The 14,723-nt window shown below is 44.2% G+C and carries 11 protein-coding genes; 8 read left to right on the forward strand and 3 right to left on the reverse strand.

The window, feature by feature from the left end:
* Positions 1 to 18 precede the first annotated feature (18 nt).
* Positions 19 to 1,188 carry an RNA polymerase sigma factor RpoD gene (rpoD, locus tag ACYTXL_RS06075; protein ID WP_292802965.1) on the forward strand — a complete coding sequence of 390 codons (1,170 nt, stop codon included), beginning with the start codon at positions 19 to 21 and terminating at the stop codon, positions 1,186 to 1,188.
* 132 nt (positions 1,189 to 1,320) lie between these two features.
* Here rpoD and ACYTXL_RS06080 read toward each other — a convergent pair whose 3' ends face one another.
* Both ACYTXL_RS06080 and ACYTXL_RS06085 read right to left on the reverse strand, forming a co-directional pair.
* On the reverse strand, positions 1,321 to 1,506 hold the full coding sequence (locus ACYTXL_RS06080; protein ID WP_292802961.1) for a chlorophyll a/b-binding protein: 186 nt from the start codon (positions 1,504 to 1,506) through the stop codon (positions 1,321 to 1,323).
* A gap of 616 nt (positions 1,507 to 2,122) precedes the next feature.
* Positions 2,123 to 4,711: a DNA gyrase/topoisomerase IV subunit A gene (locus tag ACYTXL_RS06085; protein WP_461923922.1), complete on the reverse strand. Its 2,589-nt coding sequence runs from the start codon at positions 4,709 to 4,711 to the stop codon at positions 2,123 to 2,125.
* A 401-nt stretch (positions 4,712 to 5,112) separates the two neighbouring features.
* On the opposite strand from ACYTXL_RS06085, the gene ACYTXL_RS06090 reads away from it, so the two are divergent.
* A complete protein-coding gene (locus ACYTXL_RS06090; protein ID WP_196515532.1) occupies positions 5,113 to 5,517 on the forward strand; it encodes a response regulator in 405 nt (134 codons plus the stop codon).
* Between the two features lie 303 nt (positions 5,518 to 5,820).
* Here ACYTXL_RS06090 and ACYTXL_RS06095 read toward each other — a convergent pair whose 3' ends face one another.
* Entirely contained in the window at positions 5,821 to 6,705 is an 885-nt protein-coding gene (locus tag ACYTXL_RS06095; protein ID WP_461923923.1) for a tetratricopeptide repeat protein, read from the reverse strand.
* A 145-nt stretch (positions 6,706 to 6,850) separates the two neighbouring features.
* On the opposite strand from ACYTXL_RS06095, the gene ACYTXL_RS06100 reads away from it, so the two are divergent.
* From ACYTXL_RS06100 to ACYTXL_RS06125, 6 genes are all read left to right on the forward strand, one after another.
* Complete coding sequence (locus ACYTXL_RS06100; RefSeq protein WP_461923924.1) at positions 6,851 to 7,489, forward strand: TetR/AcrR family transcriptional regulator; 639 nt, start codon at positions 6,851 to 6,853, stop codon at positions 7,487 to 7,489.
* 295 nt (positions 7,490 to 7,784) lie between these two features.
* Entirely contained in the window at positions 7,785 to 8,327 is a 543-nt protein-coding gene (locus ACYTXL_RS06105; RefSeq protein ID WP_461923925.1) for a hypothetical protein, read from the forward strand.
* Positions 8,328 to 8,767: 440 nt separating this feature from the next.
* Entirely contained in the window at positions 8,768 to 10,342 is a 1,575-nt protein-coding gene (locus ACYTXL_RS06110; protein ID WP_461923926.1) for an efflux RND transporter periplasmic adaptor subunit, read from the forward strand.
* A gap of 270 nt (positions 10,343 to 10,612) precedes the next feature.
* Entirely contained in the window at positions 10,613 to 11,893 is a 1,281-nt protein-coding gene (locus ACYTXL_RS06115) for an ABC transporter permease (RefSeq protein ID WP_461923927.1), read from the forward strand.
* A 270-nt stretch (positions 11,894 to 12,163) separates the two neighbouring features.
* Positions 12,164 to 12,835 (forward strand): ABC transporter ATP-binding protein, encoded by a 672-nt coding sequence (locus tag ACYTXL_RS06120; RefSeq protein ID WP_461923928.1) that lies wholly within the window; start codon positions 12,164 to 12,166, stop codon positions 12,833 to 12,835.
* Positions 12,836 to 12,952: 117 nt separating this feature from the next.
* Positions 12,953 to 14,380, forward strand: a complete 1,428-nt coding sequence (locus tag ACYTXL_RS06125) for a TolC family protein (protein WP_461923929.1) — start codon at positions 12,953 to 12,955, stop codon at positions 14,378 to 14,380.
* Positions 14,381 to 14,723 lie beyond the last annotated feature (343 nt).

Raw genomic sequence — 14,723 nt, forward strand, 5'->3', positions numbered from 1 at the left:
GAGCATGAGGAACGCGGCATGAACCAGGCTAACAACGTACTCGAAAGCATATATCAGCCTGACCTAGAAATAACGAATCAGCCTGAGCTCGAGTTAGAAGAACTCTTAATAGACGAAGAAGAGGACTTGCTGATCATCGATGAAGGTGAAGATGAATTTTTAGAGCCTCAGTCTGATGAGGACGACGCAAAGTCTGGAAAAGCCGCTAAATCGCGTCGTCGGACACAAAGCAAGAAAAAGCACTATACCGAAGATTCAATTCGGCTTTACTTGCAAGAGATTGGTAGAATTCGACTGTTGCGGGCAGACGAAGAAATTGAATTGGCGCGGAAAATAGCCGATTTGCTGGAATTAGAGAGGGTGCGGGAAAGACTCTGTGAACAGTTAGATCGCGATCCTCGTGATAGTGAATGGGCAGAAGCAGTGCAACTACCACTACCAGCCTTTCGTTATCGCCTCCATGTTGGTCGCAGGGCGAAAGACAAGATGGTGCAATCTAACCTCCGTCTTGTGGTTTCAATTGCTAAGAAGTACATGAATCGTGGTTTGTCGTTCCAAGACTTAATTCAGGAAGGCAGTCTCGGTTTGATTCGTGCCGCTGAAAAGTTTGACCACGAAAAAGGTTATAAGTTCTCTACATACGCTACATGGTGGATTCGTCAAGCAATTACCCGCGCGATCGCCGATCAATCCCGCACGATTCGCCTTCCAGTTCACCTCTACGAAACCATCTCTCGGATTAAGAAAACTACCAAGCTGCTATCTCAAGAAATGGGTCGCAAACCCACTGAAGAAGAAATCGCCACTCGCATGGAGATGACCATTGAGAAGTTGCGGTTTATTGCTAAATCCGCCCAGTTACCGATTTCACTAGAAACGCCCATTGGGAAAGAAGAAGATTCTCGACTAGGCGATTTTATTGAATCCGATGGTGAGACACCAGAAGACCAAGTTTCCAAAAATCTTCTGCGCGAAGACCTGGAAAAAGTCCTCGATAGTCTCAGCCCTCGTGAACGCGATGTTCTCAGACTGCGTTACGGCTTGGATGATGGTCGAATGAAGACCCTTGAAGAAATCGGCCAGATTTTCAATGTTACCCGCGAACGGATTCGTCAAATTGAGGCGAAGGCACTCCGCAAGTTGCGCCATCCAAATCGCAATAGCGTTCTCAAGGAATATATTCGGTAGTTATTAGTCAATAGTCATTGGTCATTAGTGAATAAACAAATGACAACTGAGAAATGACAAACAAATAAAAAACCTGGTAGTGAATTAGCACTCCAGGTTTTTTTATTTATAGGTCATCTTGAATATTAAAACTTACAGGATGCCCCAAAAATGTAGGAAGCCTTGACCAGAAAAAAGCTCAACCAAAACGGCTGCCAAAAAGCCAATCATTGCCAAGCGACCGTTCCAAATTTCTGCTTGTGGGGTAAAGCCCCAACGCCAAGCGTTGCGATCTTCAATTATGGGAGTAGTAACTTTTGTGGTGGTTACATTTGTCATGGTTAGGACTCCAAATTTAATTTTTAAGGTTTATTGCCTTATGTAAACTAATATAACAAATCTTTTCATAAAGTCAACATTTTTTATACTTTTGTTTCCATAGCTTGACATAAACATTAATAGCTATTATTACAAATTAAAACATCGGTCTTCAGTTAGATTTGCTGAGGCAGAAGAAATCTTATTTAGACTTTTACCGTCATAGATAATAATATATTATTGAAATTAATTATCAAGTAAATCATTTGTAGTGGGTGATTTGCCATAGAGTTTATTATTTTTCAATTAAAAATTATTGATAATATATGGAGATAGAACTTACGCAAACAATAGCTGAAAAGAATGATTTTGAGGTAGGGGCAATACCCTGCGGTCAGCTAAAGCTACATGAATTGCCCCTACAGCAGATAGTTTTGCGTAAGTTCTAGGAGATATTTGGAGTTAAAAACACTTAGGAAGCTGCTCAGATCCCCGACTTCTTCAAGAAGTCGGGGATCAAAATCTAGCAATTTAGTAAGCACCATCCCAATATCTTCTGCCGCCAATTAGTGAGGCGGCAGCCCTCTAAAAAGGCATTCACAGTCTCTGACTGGGAACGAGATCAGCTCTAGATAATTTACGATCGCACTTCGGCAACGGTGATGATTTTTTCATCGCGGTTAAGTTGGAGGATGCTTTCACCTTTGACATCTTTACCTAAGAGCGGCACTGTTTCCACAGGTATCCGCACTACCCGCTCTTTATTCGTCACTAAAGCTACTTCACCAGATGCGTTGGCGTAGCCCCCCGTTCGCGTAGCGTCTCGTAGAGAAGGCATCGCTATGACCATAGCAGCTAAGTTGTCAGTTTTGCTGGCAAATTTCAGCGCTTGCGTGCCTAAGTCGCCGCGATTAGCCCCTCTTAACTGACTCGCAGCCATCCGCTTGGCATATCCTTCTTGAGTAACTAGCAGCAGTTGGTCATCTTTACCGACAGTGACACAGCCAACCATTTGCTGATTTTTCAATAACCGAAATGCTTGTAAACCCATCGCTGTGCGACCCATAATCGGTAATTGTTCATCATTGACTGCAAAGCGCAACAGTCGCCCACCGGAACTAGCTAAAATCAGATGCTCCCCTGGAGTGGCGAACTCGGTAAATGACAATTCATCATTGTCTTTGAGCTTCAAAATCGTGATTCCGCGCCGAGTCAAGTTAGTAAATTCTGCCAGAGATAGACGCTTAATTCTTCCCTGTTTTGTTACAAGAATTATCTCCTCAGTTTCGAGATTTTCCGGCAGCAAAAAGCGGCTGACCACAACTTCTTGAGCAGCTTGAGCAGTACTACTGAGCATAGTAATCAAAGGTTTTCCCCGTGGAGAACGTCCAGTGGTTGGCGGGATTTCTCCCACGTTCACAGGATAGACTTTGCCGCCCCCAGTTAGTATTAGCAAATCTTTCTCGGTGTTGGTCAACACGGTTTGGATAATGAAGTCATGATCATGCAGACCATTTTCAGCTTTTGACTTTTTCCCAGATGGCTGGGTGCGACGGACATAACCGCGTTGGGTAAATTCTAAAATGGCTGACTCTGCTGGCTGTTCTAATTTTGGATTTTGGACTTCGGCTACGCTCAGTCGAACGATTTTGGATTTTGCATTGTCGTCATCATCTACTCCTTGTCTCCTTGTCCCCTTCTCATCTTGTATCCTGGTGTCACTGCTGTTCGGCGCTAACTTGGTACGCCGGGGATCGTTGTACTTGCGCTTGAGCGATCGCAAATCTTTTTTCAGCACCTTGAGCAATTCTCGGCGATCGTTGAGTAATTGCTCTAACAAGCTAATTTGTTGACTGATCTGCTCAAATTCGTGCTGCAAATTTTGCTGTTCTAAACTGGTGAGGCGGCGTAACGGCATAGCCAAAATTGCATCACCTTGTACCTCACTAAAATCCAGTTGGCTACAAAGGTTTATTTTTGCACTACTTCCATCGGGAGCTTGCCGCAAAATTTGAATTACCTCATCCAAATTAGACAGCGCTTTCAGCAAACCTTCTACCAAATGCACACGACTTTGGGCTTTCCCCAACTCGTAATTGTAGCGACGGTTCAGCGTCTGTTCTCGGAAACTCAAAAACTCTTGCAACACTTGACGCAAACTTAATTGGCGGGGTTGTCCATCTACTATTGCTAACAAAATTGCCCCAAAAGTCATTTGTAAGGCAGTTTGGTGATATAAATGCTGGAGAATTTCTTGGGGATTGGTATCGCGTTTGAGTTCAATTACCACGCGCATCCCTTCGCGATCGCTCTCATCCCGAAGATCAGAAATTCCTTGCAGGCGTCCTTGATTTACTAAGTCCGCTACCTTCTCAATCCAGCCTGCCTTATTCACTTGATAAGGCAATTCTGTAATAATAATTGCCGTCCGTCGCTTGCTTCCTCGACTGGCGGGAATCTCCTCCAGAGTTGCGACTCCCCGCAGCAGAATTCCACCCTTACCTGTGGTGTATGCTTCCCGAATTCCCGCTTCACCAACTATTTCCCCACCAGTGGGAAAATCTGGCGCTGGAATTAACTCAAATAATTTTTCATCTGACAAATCTGGGTTGTCGATTAAGGCAATTAAACCATCGACAATTTCCCCCAAATTGTGCGGTGGAATATTCGTTGCCATTCCCACAGCAATACCAGAACAGCCATTGAGCAACAGAAACGGCAATTGAGCAGGTAGTACCGTTGGTTCTTGCTGGGAATTATCGAAGTTGCCGACAAATTCCACAGTTTCTTCACCAATTTCGGTCAGCATTCCCTCATGGCTGATCGGTGCGAGGCGTGTTTCTGTATAGCGCATCGCTGCTGGCGGGTCATTATCGACGCTGCCAAAGTTACCATGTCCTGCTAGTAAAGGATAACGGCTAGAAAAATCCTGCACCAGCCTCACCAAAGCATCGTAAACTGATTGGTCGCCGTGGGGATGGTATTTACCCAACACATCACCCACTACACGCGCACATTTTCGATAAGGTCTATCTGGTACTAAACCGAGTTCGTGCATTGCATACAAAATGCGGCGATGTACAGGTTTTAAGCCATCACGTACGTCTGGTAGCGCTCGCCCGACAATCACGCTCATGGCATATTCTAGATAAGACCGTTGCATCTCGGTGTGCAGGGCTGTTGTAATTACCTGTCCCGTTGAGAGCAGGTTTAACTGTTTTGCCATGAGTTTTTTCCCTGAAATTTAACTACACAAAAGCCGATGGAACTCAACACTGCGGCAACCACAGCATAACGGATCAAATAGGATTCATCACAAAATTTTGATCGTCACAGAAGAAAAAACAGTAGTATCATCCTTGATGACAAGGATACAATTGACCATTAAAAAGGGTGCAGACGAGTATAATCTACATACACTTAAGTCAGTGGACGCGAATAATTAAAGGTTTGTAGTCAGGGCTTCAGCCCTGACTACGAGCCAATTTAATTAATTTTCTATTGCCTAACATAGTTTGATTTATTCTTGCCTACTTACTTAGTAGCGATGATATTTACCTTGATTGCATTTCTTAATTTTGAATTCTGGAATTTTTAAATTCCCTCACCTCCATAACTAAAATTCTCATGAAAACTGTTTTAATTGTCGAAGACGATCTAATTAATGCTCGTGTTTTTTCCAAAATTTTGTCCAAGCGTGGCGGCTTGGGTGTAAAACACACAGAAAATGTCGAAGAAGTCATAAAAATTGCCCAATCAGGAGAAGCCGACCTTATTTTGATGGATGTTTCTCTGTCTAGAAGTGTTTACCAAGGTAAATCCGTTGATGGAATCAAGATTACACAAATGTTAAAATCTGATCCCAAAACCGCAAACTTACCTATTATTTTGGTAACGGCACATGCTATGGAAGGCGATCGCGAGAACTTTCTCAAGCAAAGCGGTGCTGATGGCTACATTTCTAAGCCAGTTGTTGACCATCAACAGTTTGTTGACCAAATCATCGCACTTCTACCCACAGAAGACCACTGAGAATTAACCACTTATTTCAGGAATTACTCGCCCGCCAATGTTTTTGGGCGACTAGTTCCTGGATTTAGATAGTATATATGTACTATAAAAACGTACTATTAAGCAAGTGGTGATCTGAAAGTTAGGAGTGAGGAGTGAACGCGATGTACAACTTAATATTTTGACCTCTCTCCAAAAAGGAGAGATGCTTTGAATTTTCCCCCTTCCCGATCAGGGAGGGTGGGGGTTAGGTTTGAGTAAAAGTTGCATACGGCGCGAGTGAGGAGTTGAAATGTTTAACTCCCCACTCCCTACTCCCCACTCCTATTGAGTAGGCTGTTGTTCAGGAGATGATGAGTTTTTTCGTTCCAGTAGTGCTGCTTGAATCCGGGGTAATTCTAGGAATTTTTTCGTATCAGACAGTAGGCGATCGCCCCAGAGGTTTTCTTTGAGGAAATCCAAACTAGCGTAGCGTGAATCGATGCGGAGTGCAGTTTCTCCCAAGGTTAGTGCTTGTTGGCGCTCGCCTTTAGTATACAGTGCCACTGCCAAGGCCAATAAAGGTTCTGCAGCTTGCTTATCAAGGGTTATAGCAGATTGCCATCGCTTAACTGCTTCCGGGATATTACCCTGTTCGTAGTTGATTAAGCCAATATTGTTGAGCGCCGGCCAGAATTTTTTATCTTGGGAGACGGCTTTATCGTACTGCGCGATCGCATCTGGCAATTTACCCAGCAAATAATAAGCATTACCCAAATCAAATAACCCCTCTGGATCATTGGGTTTTAACTTCAAACCATCATGGTAATTGACAACAGCAGCCTGATAATTTTTCTGCTGAAAATTAGCTGAACCCAAAGCAAACAAAATATCACCATTTTTAGGGTTGATAGATTGCGCTTTTTTCAGGCTAGCGATCGCCCCATCAAACTCTTTAGTTTGCAGTTGCAATCCACCTAACAGCAACCACACCTTATCATTCTTCGGAGCCAGCTGACTAGCCAGCCGCGCTCGTGGCAAAGCTAAATCAACCTGTTGAAACTGAGCTAATTGAGCCGCCTCTTGTGCCAAACTCAACCCCTGCTTCTCTAACTTTGCTGCATCTAGTTGCAATGTATGGGGTATTAATGCCTGCGCGTTAGCGGCTTTTGGCATACTCCACAAACTACAGACCATTAGACAAGAAATCAAACGAACATATTTAGGCACACTACCGCCTTTTAGCCACTAATCAAAGAATCTTTCAGCTAGCTTAAACGATCTCCGCTCTTGACGGTAGCAAAATCTTACCTCATTAGCTCTTGACATCCCAATCACAAAAGCCATAAATAAATAAGTAATAACTTACTTATTTATGGCTCGTACACCCAGAATCACCAATCAGCAAATCTTAGAAGCGGCTCGGCAAGTTTTCCTGCAACAAGGATTTGGTGCTTCCACTTTAGAAATTGCTCAACAGGCTGGTATTTCTGAAGCTTCAATTTTCAAGCGATTCTCAACCAAAGAAGAATTATTTTTTGCGGCGATGGGAATTCCAGAAAAACCCCTCTGGGTGAACGAGTTGGAATTTCTTTGTGGCAAAGGCGATCTTAAAGAAAACCTGATCAAGGTCTGCCTTGAGATTATGGAATTCTATCGCCAGGTGCTGCCTCGAATCATGATGTTGCGATCGCGAGGCAATACGATGCCAGAACTTGGAGGTAAACAGCTAAGACCGATGCTAGATGTCAAAGTACTGACTGCTTTCTTAGAGCGTGAGATCAACCAAGGTCGCCTTCACCCTTGCGATCCCCAGACAGTTGCTCAAATCTTAGTAGGAACGCTGATGAACTACGTTTTTTTAGAACAAATGTCGTCCCAGGTTAGTATGCCAACTGCGGAATTAGCAATAGGAACTTACTTAAATTCTGGAGATCCTACCACGGAAGTATCAGTATTTATCCTGAGTGTTGTGGATATTGTTTGGCAAGGAATTGCACCAAGCCAGGATTAGAATAATTCGTAATTCGTAATGACGCGGTGCTAACAGAATTAATTTTTGTAGCGGGGATTTAGCCCTACTCACCATTAGAAAGAAAATTAGTGACTTTAGTCATACATCAGTCTGGAATTATTAGTGACTTTGGTTATACATCAGTCTGGAATTTTTGAGCCATAATTAATATGTATGAAATTATACGATTACGTAAACATTAGACATTTTGATGCCAAAACAAAAGCAACTGTCTAAATTGCTGAATCCGAATCTAAGCAGAATAGAACTTTAATCTAAACAAGGAGTCAATTAAATGCTGAAACCAAACCGTGTATCGATAGTCTTAGCTGCTGCTGCCCTGATCATTGTTCCCACTCTCTTGACTGCGCCTGCAAATGCCCAGACGAAAGCCTACGTTGTTGCTCAAACCGAGCAAAATTGGAACCGCGACGGCAGACCCGATTCTGGAGATAGGAACCATGACGGCAGATCCGATTCTGGAGATAGAAACCGTGACGGCAGAACCAATTCTGGAGATTGGAACCGCGACGGCAGAACCAATTCTGGAAATTGGAACCGCGACGGCAGATCCAATTCTGGAGAAGCCAGAAACCTTAGAGATCGGGGTAATTGGAACCGTGACAACCAATACAGTAGCAGAGCAGCCAGACTTCGTAATGGTGACCTCAGATTGGCTAATGGGAGGATTATTCCTGGTAGAGACGTAGTTAGACTTCGTAATGGTTACTCCAGACTTCCCGATGGGGTTATTATTGGTCCCCGTCTAGAATTTTATGCTCCTGGCTACGAAATTCCTGTTGAGAGACCATCGCTAATCAACATACACCTTTTTTAAAGAAGAAGTCAGAATCCAGAATTCAGAATTCAGAATGTAATTCCTTGGGGATTCAGACCCGCCACTATGTAAGTCCTAACTAAATCTTGGATTTAGTTAGGACTTACGCAAAAGTACACGCTGTAGGGGCAATACCCTGCGGGAAGCTAAAGCTACATGAATTGCCCTAAGAAGAAAATCATTCTTTTCGGCTATTGTTTGCGTAAGTCCTGTTAGTGTAGTGTTTCACCCTTTATTCAGGAGCCAGTCGGACTCCAATTCGTGCTTAATTCTGAACGCTAGTTGACGTCAAGCCGCAGAGCTTTCCTTGCTCCGCTCCTGAATTATTTTTTGTGAAAACACTAAAAACTCAATCAATTGTCAGTATAGGGCTACCAGGCGATAGTTTTAGCCGTGAATAACTGGCTCGGTAGCCGTTCTTTATAGATAAAAAAGTGGATATGAAAATTGATATATTAAAGCCCGTAGATTCATCAGTTTTGGTTCCAGAGGTAAAGAAAAAAAAGGCCAGACGTAATTGGCTATCTTGGCTAATTGCTCTTTGCCTTTTGGGTGGAATTGGCTATGCAGTTTATTACCAAGTAACGGTTGTTTCTCGTCAAGAAGCCAGACGCCGGGTGCTGACAAAGCCAGTAGAAAGGCAGAGTTTAACAATCACAGTTTCAGCGAACGGAACAGTGAAGCCTGAGCGGTCAATCAACCTCAGCCCGAAAAATTCCGGCATCCTGAAAAGCCTGTTGGCGAAGGAAGGAGATATTGTCAAACAAGGACAGATTGTAGCTTACATGGATGATTCCAACCTGCGGGGGCAACTAGTCTCTGCTCAAGGACAATTGGCACAAGCCGAGGCGAATTTGCAAAAAGCGATCGCAGGTAATCGTCCTCAAGATATTGCTCAAGCACAGGGAGTATTAGACGAAGCCCAGGCAAATCTGCAAAAGGTACAAACAGGCAATCGCTCTCAAGATATTGCCCAAGCACAGGCACGGTTGGAAAGCGCTCAAGCCGCCCTTCGCCAAGGAGAAGATGATCTTGTTCGTAATCAGCAACTTTACAAAGCAGGCGGTATTTCCCTTCAGACTCTTAACCAAAAGCGTTCCAGTCGCGACAGCGCCCAAGCCCAAGTAAATGAAGCACAACAAGCACTGGCGTTACAAAAAGCCGGGTCACGTTCCGAAGACATCGAGCAAGCACAAGCTGTGGTCAAACAGAGACAGCAAGCTTTGGCACTTCTGAAAGCCGGAACGCGCCAAGAAGATATTGACGCAGCGCGCGCCCAGGTAACATCTGCTCGTGGTTCGCTGCAAAACATCCAAGCCCAAATCAATGACACGATCATTCGCGCACCTTTTAATGGTGTGGTGACAAAAAAGTATGCCGATCCAGGCGCTTTCGTGACACCCACAACTGCCAGTAGTGAAGTAGCTTCTTCTTCTTCTTCTTCAATCTTGTCTCTAGCTTCCACAAATGAAGTTGTCGCAAGTTTAGCGGAAACAAATATTTCCAAAATCCGCCTTGGTCAAAAAGTCTCGATTCAAGCAGATGCCTACCCAGGAAAAACCTTTGAAGGTAAAGTCAGCCAAATTGCTGCCCAAGCAGTAGTAACGCAAAATGTCACCAGTTTTGAAGTGAGAGTATCACTTTCAGATCCTCAAATGCTACTGCGGTCTGGGATGAATGCGGAAGTAGATTTTCAAGTCGGTCAAGTTGAAAATGTTTTAGTAGTGCCAACGGCCTCGGTGGTGCGCCAACAAAATGCCACGGGTGTATTTGTGGCAGGAAAGAATAACAAACCTGTGTTTACTCCCATCGAGACTGGCGTCACGGTGAATAACTTTACCGAAGTGAAGTCTGGATTGACAGGAAACGAAAGAGTATTGCTCAGTTTCCCACCAGGGTCACGTCCGCAATCAACACCGAGAGGAGGAGTTTTTCCGGGCCTAGGACGAGGAGCCGGTGGAGGCGGAGGTCGTTCCGGCGGTGGTGGTCCTTCTCAAGGCGGTGGTTTCCCTTAGGAATAAGAATTAAATAACATACAATTTATGTCCCTGGCTTACCTCACCCTCAATCCCTCTCCTGATAAAGGAGAGGGAGGCTAGAGACAAGATAAAATTTTGTATTTTATTTAATCTACGTTCCTTAAAGTTAGTTTTAACAATAAAGAATTCAGGAGTCAGGAGTGAGAATTCAGTATGAATTCGAGTCTGACTTGCAGATAAATATGTGGGGTTTAATTCTCCCACTAATTGATTCTGAATTTTGCATTCTTCTTTAAATAAAACCTTATGTTTAAGATCTTTAAGGGCTTTTACAAAGTTAAGAATACCCGTACAGTACCGTTGCTGGAAATCTTGACAATGGCGGCAGAGACTCTGTGGAGTAATAAATTACGCACCGGTCTAACTATGTTGGGTGTGATTATTGGGATTTCCTCTGTCATTGCCATTACTTCTGTCGGTCAGGGGGTGCAAAAGGGGGTTGAGCAACAGATCCAAGCATTGGGTACAGATGTTATCCAAATTTTGGCGGGTGCGGCAAGAAGTGGGAATGTTCGTCAAGGAGTAGGTTCTAGCAGCACCTTGACTTGGGAAGATGCTAAGGCGATCACTACACAAGCGCCATCAGCACAGATGGTTTCTGCTTATCTCCAACGCAGCGCCCAAGTTGTATATGCAGGAAACAACACCTCAACAACCATTTATGGCACAGATTTAAACTACCCAGAAGTCAGAAATACTCACCCTCAGCAAGGGAGATATTTTACTCAGGAAGAATTAGATATTGCCGCACAGTTGGCCATTCTTGGTCCCACAGTCCAAACCACACTTTTTGGACAGGGTCTAAATCCGATCGGTGAGCGAATTCGGATTCAGGGAGAGGCTTATGAAGTAATTGGGGTGATGGAGCCTAAAGGCGCTCAAGGCCCGATGGATCGAGATGACCAGATTTTCATCCCTCTAACTACTATGTCGAAGAGACTGGTTGGTAACAATGCCCTGGTAGGCCTTTCTGTCAATGGAATTTTAGTCAAAGGCGCGAATCAGGAGCAGTTAGAAGCCGCTCAGTTTCAAGTTACCAATCTCTTACGGCTGCGTCACAACATTTATCCGCCCCAAGCTGATGATTTTCGGCTGACTAATCAAGCTGATATTGTTAGTACCTTTACTAGTATTGTGGGTTTATTTACAGTAATGGTAGTAGCGATCGCTGGAATCTCCCTAGTAGTTGGTGGAATTGGTATTGCCAATATTATGTTGGTTTCCGTGGTTGAGCGGACGCGAGAAATCGGGATTCGCAAAGCCGTAGGAGCCACCAATTCCGCAATCCTTAATCAATTTTTAGCCGAAGCGATCGTGATTTCCATTGTCGGCGGATGTATTGGTATGGCGACTGGTATTTTATTAGCCTTTGTAGCTGCAAACATTTTCAAATTTCCGTTTGTAATTTCTTTCTTGTCGATCATTGCTGGCTTTGGACTCTCGTTAACGGTTGGCTTACTCGCTGGGGTAATTCCAGCACGGAACGCATCCAAATTAGATCCAATCAACGCTTTACGTAGTGACTAAGTAATTCGTAATTCGTAATGACGCTCGCGGACTCGCTAACGCTACGCTAACGTAATTCGTAATTGGGGGAGCATCCCAATTTTGCTTAAATCTTTTCCCTCACCCCCAGCCCCTCTCCCAAAGATGGGAGAGAGGAGACATAACTCTAGTTCCCCTTCTCCCATCTTTGTGAGAAGGGGTTAGGGGATGAGGGCTATCAAGGTTTTTGCACATTTGGGATGCTCCCGTAATTCGTAACTCCCAACTCCAAACTCCTAACTCCTAATTCTTATGACAACCATGATTTGGATGGAATCTATTACCAAAACTTACTACTTGGGAGAAGTTAGTGTTCCCATACTCAAGGGTATTGAACTCTCTATTGAAGAAGGGGAATATGTCTCTATTATGGGTGCGTCAGGTTCGGGTAAATCCACGCTGATGAATATTTTGGGATGTCTCGATCGTCCCACAACTGGAGACTATATTTTTGAAGGCAGAAACTTGACGACTTTTGATGATGATGAATTAGCCTATATTCGCAACCAAAGGATAGGTTTTGTTTTTCAACAATTTAACCTCTTGGCACGGGCGACAGCGCTGGAAAACGTCATGTTGCCAATGGTTTACGCTAACTTGCCCAAGCCAAAACGCCGTGAAAGGGCATTAGAAGCCTTGGAAAAGGTAGGACTAGCGGAACGCATAGCTAACCGTCCGAATCAACTGTCTGGCGGACAACAGCAACGGGTAGCGATCGCTCGCGCTTTGGTCAACCGACCTGCGTTAGTTTTGGCAGATGAGCCAACAGGAGCTTTAGATACTGAAACTTCCCGTGAGGTGATGAGTTTGCTGACAGAACTTAATGACCAAGGGATCACAATTGTGATTGTCACTCATGAACCAGATATCGCTGCTCAAACCCAAAGGATTATTCGAGTTCAGGATGGGTTGATTCTAGGCTAATTTGTTAATATCAAGCCTTTGAGGAGGAATTTAAAATTTAAACCTCTGTAGGTCAATCAGGATGAAAACTTTTGATTGTATTCTCAAAGAAGCCCGATTAATGACTACATTTATCTTATGAATTTCAGCTTAGTCTTCGTGCATTCTACCTGGGTTAGCGTCGCGTTGGCCGTAGCATTGCCATCAGGCATCGCTCCCACTTTAGCAGATGCAGCAACTCGCCTCAAACTGCAGAATTTCCCAACCTCTGTACAGGTTCCCGATTACCTCAACCCCAACCCCAATCCTCTCCAATTTCCTACCAAACCGGAGGAAGTGAAAATTCAAAAAACTGTGCCAATCAGTTTGGCACAAGCTTTGGAACTAGTACAACGCAACAATCACGATTTACAGGTAGCCATATTGCAGCTAGAACGCAGTCGTTCAGCCCTACGTCAGTCTCAAGCTGCCTTATTTCCCACTCTGGGAATCAACAGTAGTGTGACTAACAGTGGGAATGGTTTTAGTAGCAGTCAATCTCAAAGCAGCAGTTCTTTCAATGGTTCAGCACAACTGAACTATAACCTCTATACCTCCGGGAATCGACAAGCGACAATCGAAGCAGCTGAAGAACAACTACATGTGGATGAATTAAATGTTGAAAGTCAGTCTTTGACAATTAGGTTGAATGCCATCACTCAATACTACAATTTGCAACAAGCCGATGAACAAGTAAGAATTAATCGGTCTGCTGTAGAGAATGCCCAGGCTAGTTTGCGGGATACTCAAGCTCGACTAGATGCTGGAGTCGGTACGCAGTTCGATGTGCTGCAAGCTCAGGTAGTTTTAGCAAATGCCCAACAACTCCTGACTAATGCTATCTCACAGCAGCGAATTGACCGTCGTCAGCTTGCAACTCTGTTAAGTTTGTCGCAGTCAGTTGATATCACTGCCGCAGATCCTGTACAATTAGCAGGTCTTTGGCAGCCAACACTGGAAGAAACTATTATCCAAGCGTTTCAAAATCGTCCAGAATTGCCACAGTATTTAGCACAACGTAATATCGCCGAGCAACAGCGACGACAGGCACTTTCACAGCTAGGACCGCAAGTGAGTTTGGTAGGCAACTACAACCTGCTAGATCGGTATAATGATGGCATCAGCGTTACTGATGGCTATTCAGGAGCAGTTCAAGTAAGTCTAACTTTGTTTGATGGGGGAGCAGCAAGAGCGAGTGCGGCTCAATCGAAAGCTAATATTGCGATCGCAGAGAATCAATTTGCTAGCCAGCGCGACCAAATTCGCTTTAATGTAGAACAGTACTACTTTCAATTGCAATCCAATTTAAATAATGTGCAAACTTCTAGTGTAGCTTTAAATCAAGCTAGGGAAGCTCTGGATTTAGCAAGGCTGAGGTTCCAAGCTGGTGTGGGCACTCAAACAGAGGTGATTGCTGCTGAAAGTGACCTGACAACAGCAGAAGGTAATCGAGTCACAGCTATTTTGAATTACAATATCGCTCTAGCTAATTTGCAAATATCAGTCACTTACAGAGCTTCGCGCTAAGTACAGCACTTCCGAAATTCGTAGCTTTTTTAAACGCAAAGGAGCGCTGAGGGGCGCTGAATTTAGGTTGTTTCAGGCTTTTCTTAATTATCCTTTGGTCGTAAATAGATGATGCTCTAGGGGTTTAGCATGCTAAACCCCTACGAAAGATGTGGTTTTTCGCCTGATAGATATTTAGTATTTATTCTCAATGCGTAAGTCCTGCTTTATTTCTTTCTGTCCTTTGCGTCCTTCTCTGCGAGACGCTGCGCGAACGCGGTACCCTGCGGGAAACCCTCCGGGTGACGCTCCGACGTCGCAAACGCTACGCTAACAGCAGTCGCTCATGGGGGAAACCCCCAAG

It is taken from the genome of Nostoc sp., from assembly GCF_054880495.1.

Excerpts from the sequence above, each read along its gene's own strand:
- rpoD (WP_292802965.1), top strand. The coding sequence starts at position 19 with ATGAACCAGGCTAACAACGTACTCGAAAGCATATATCAGCCTGACCTA.
- ACYTXL_RS06080 (WP_292802961.1), bottom strand. The coding sequence starts at position 1,506 with ATGACAAATGTAACCACCACAAAAGTTACTACTCCCATAATTGAAGAT.
- ACYTXL_RS06085 (WP_461923922.1), bottom strand. The coding sequence starts at position 4,711 with ATGGCAAAACAGTTAAACCTGCTCTCAACGGGACAGGTAATTACAACA.
- ACYTXL_RS06090 (WP_196515532.1), top strand. The coding sequence starts at position 5,113 with ATGAAAACTGTTTTAATTGTCGAAGACGATCTAATTAATGCTCGTGTT.
- ACYTXL_RS06100 (WP_461923924.1), top strand. The coding sequence starts at position 6,851 with ATGGCTCGTACACCCAGAATCACCAATCAGCAAATCTTAGAAGCGGCT.
- ACYTXL_RS06105 (WP_461923925.1), top strand. The coding sequence starts at position 7,785 with ATGCTGAAACCAAACCGTGTATCGATAGTCTTAGCTGCTGCTGCCCTG.
- ACYTXL_RS06110 (WP_461923926.1), top strand. The coding sequence starts at position 8,768 with ATGAAAATTGATATATTAAAGCCCGTAGATTCATCAGTTTTGGTTCCA.
- ACYTXL_RS06115 (WP_461923927.1), top strand. The coding sequence starts at position 10,613 with ATGTTTAAGATCTTTAAGGGCTTTTACAAAGTTAAGAATACCCGTACA.
- ACYTXL_RS06120 (WP_461923928.1), top strand. The coding sequence starts at position 12,164 with ATGACAACCATGATTTGGATGGAATCTATTACCAAAACTTACTACTTG.
- ACYTXL_RS06125 (WP_461923929.1), top strand. The coding sequence starts at position 12,953 with ATGAATTTCAGCTTAGTCTTCGTGCATTCTACCTGGGTTAGCGTCGCG.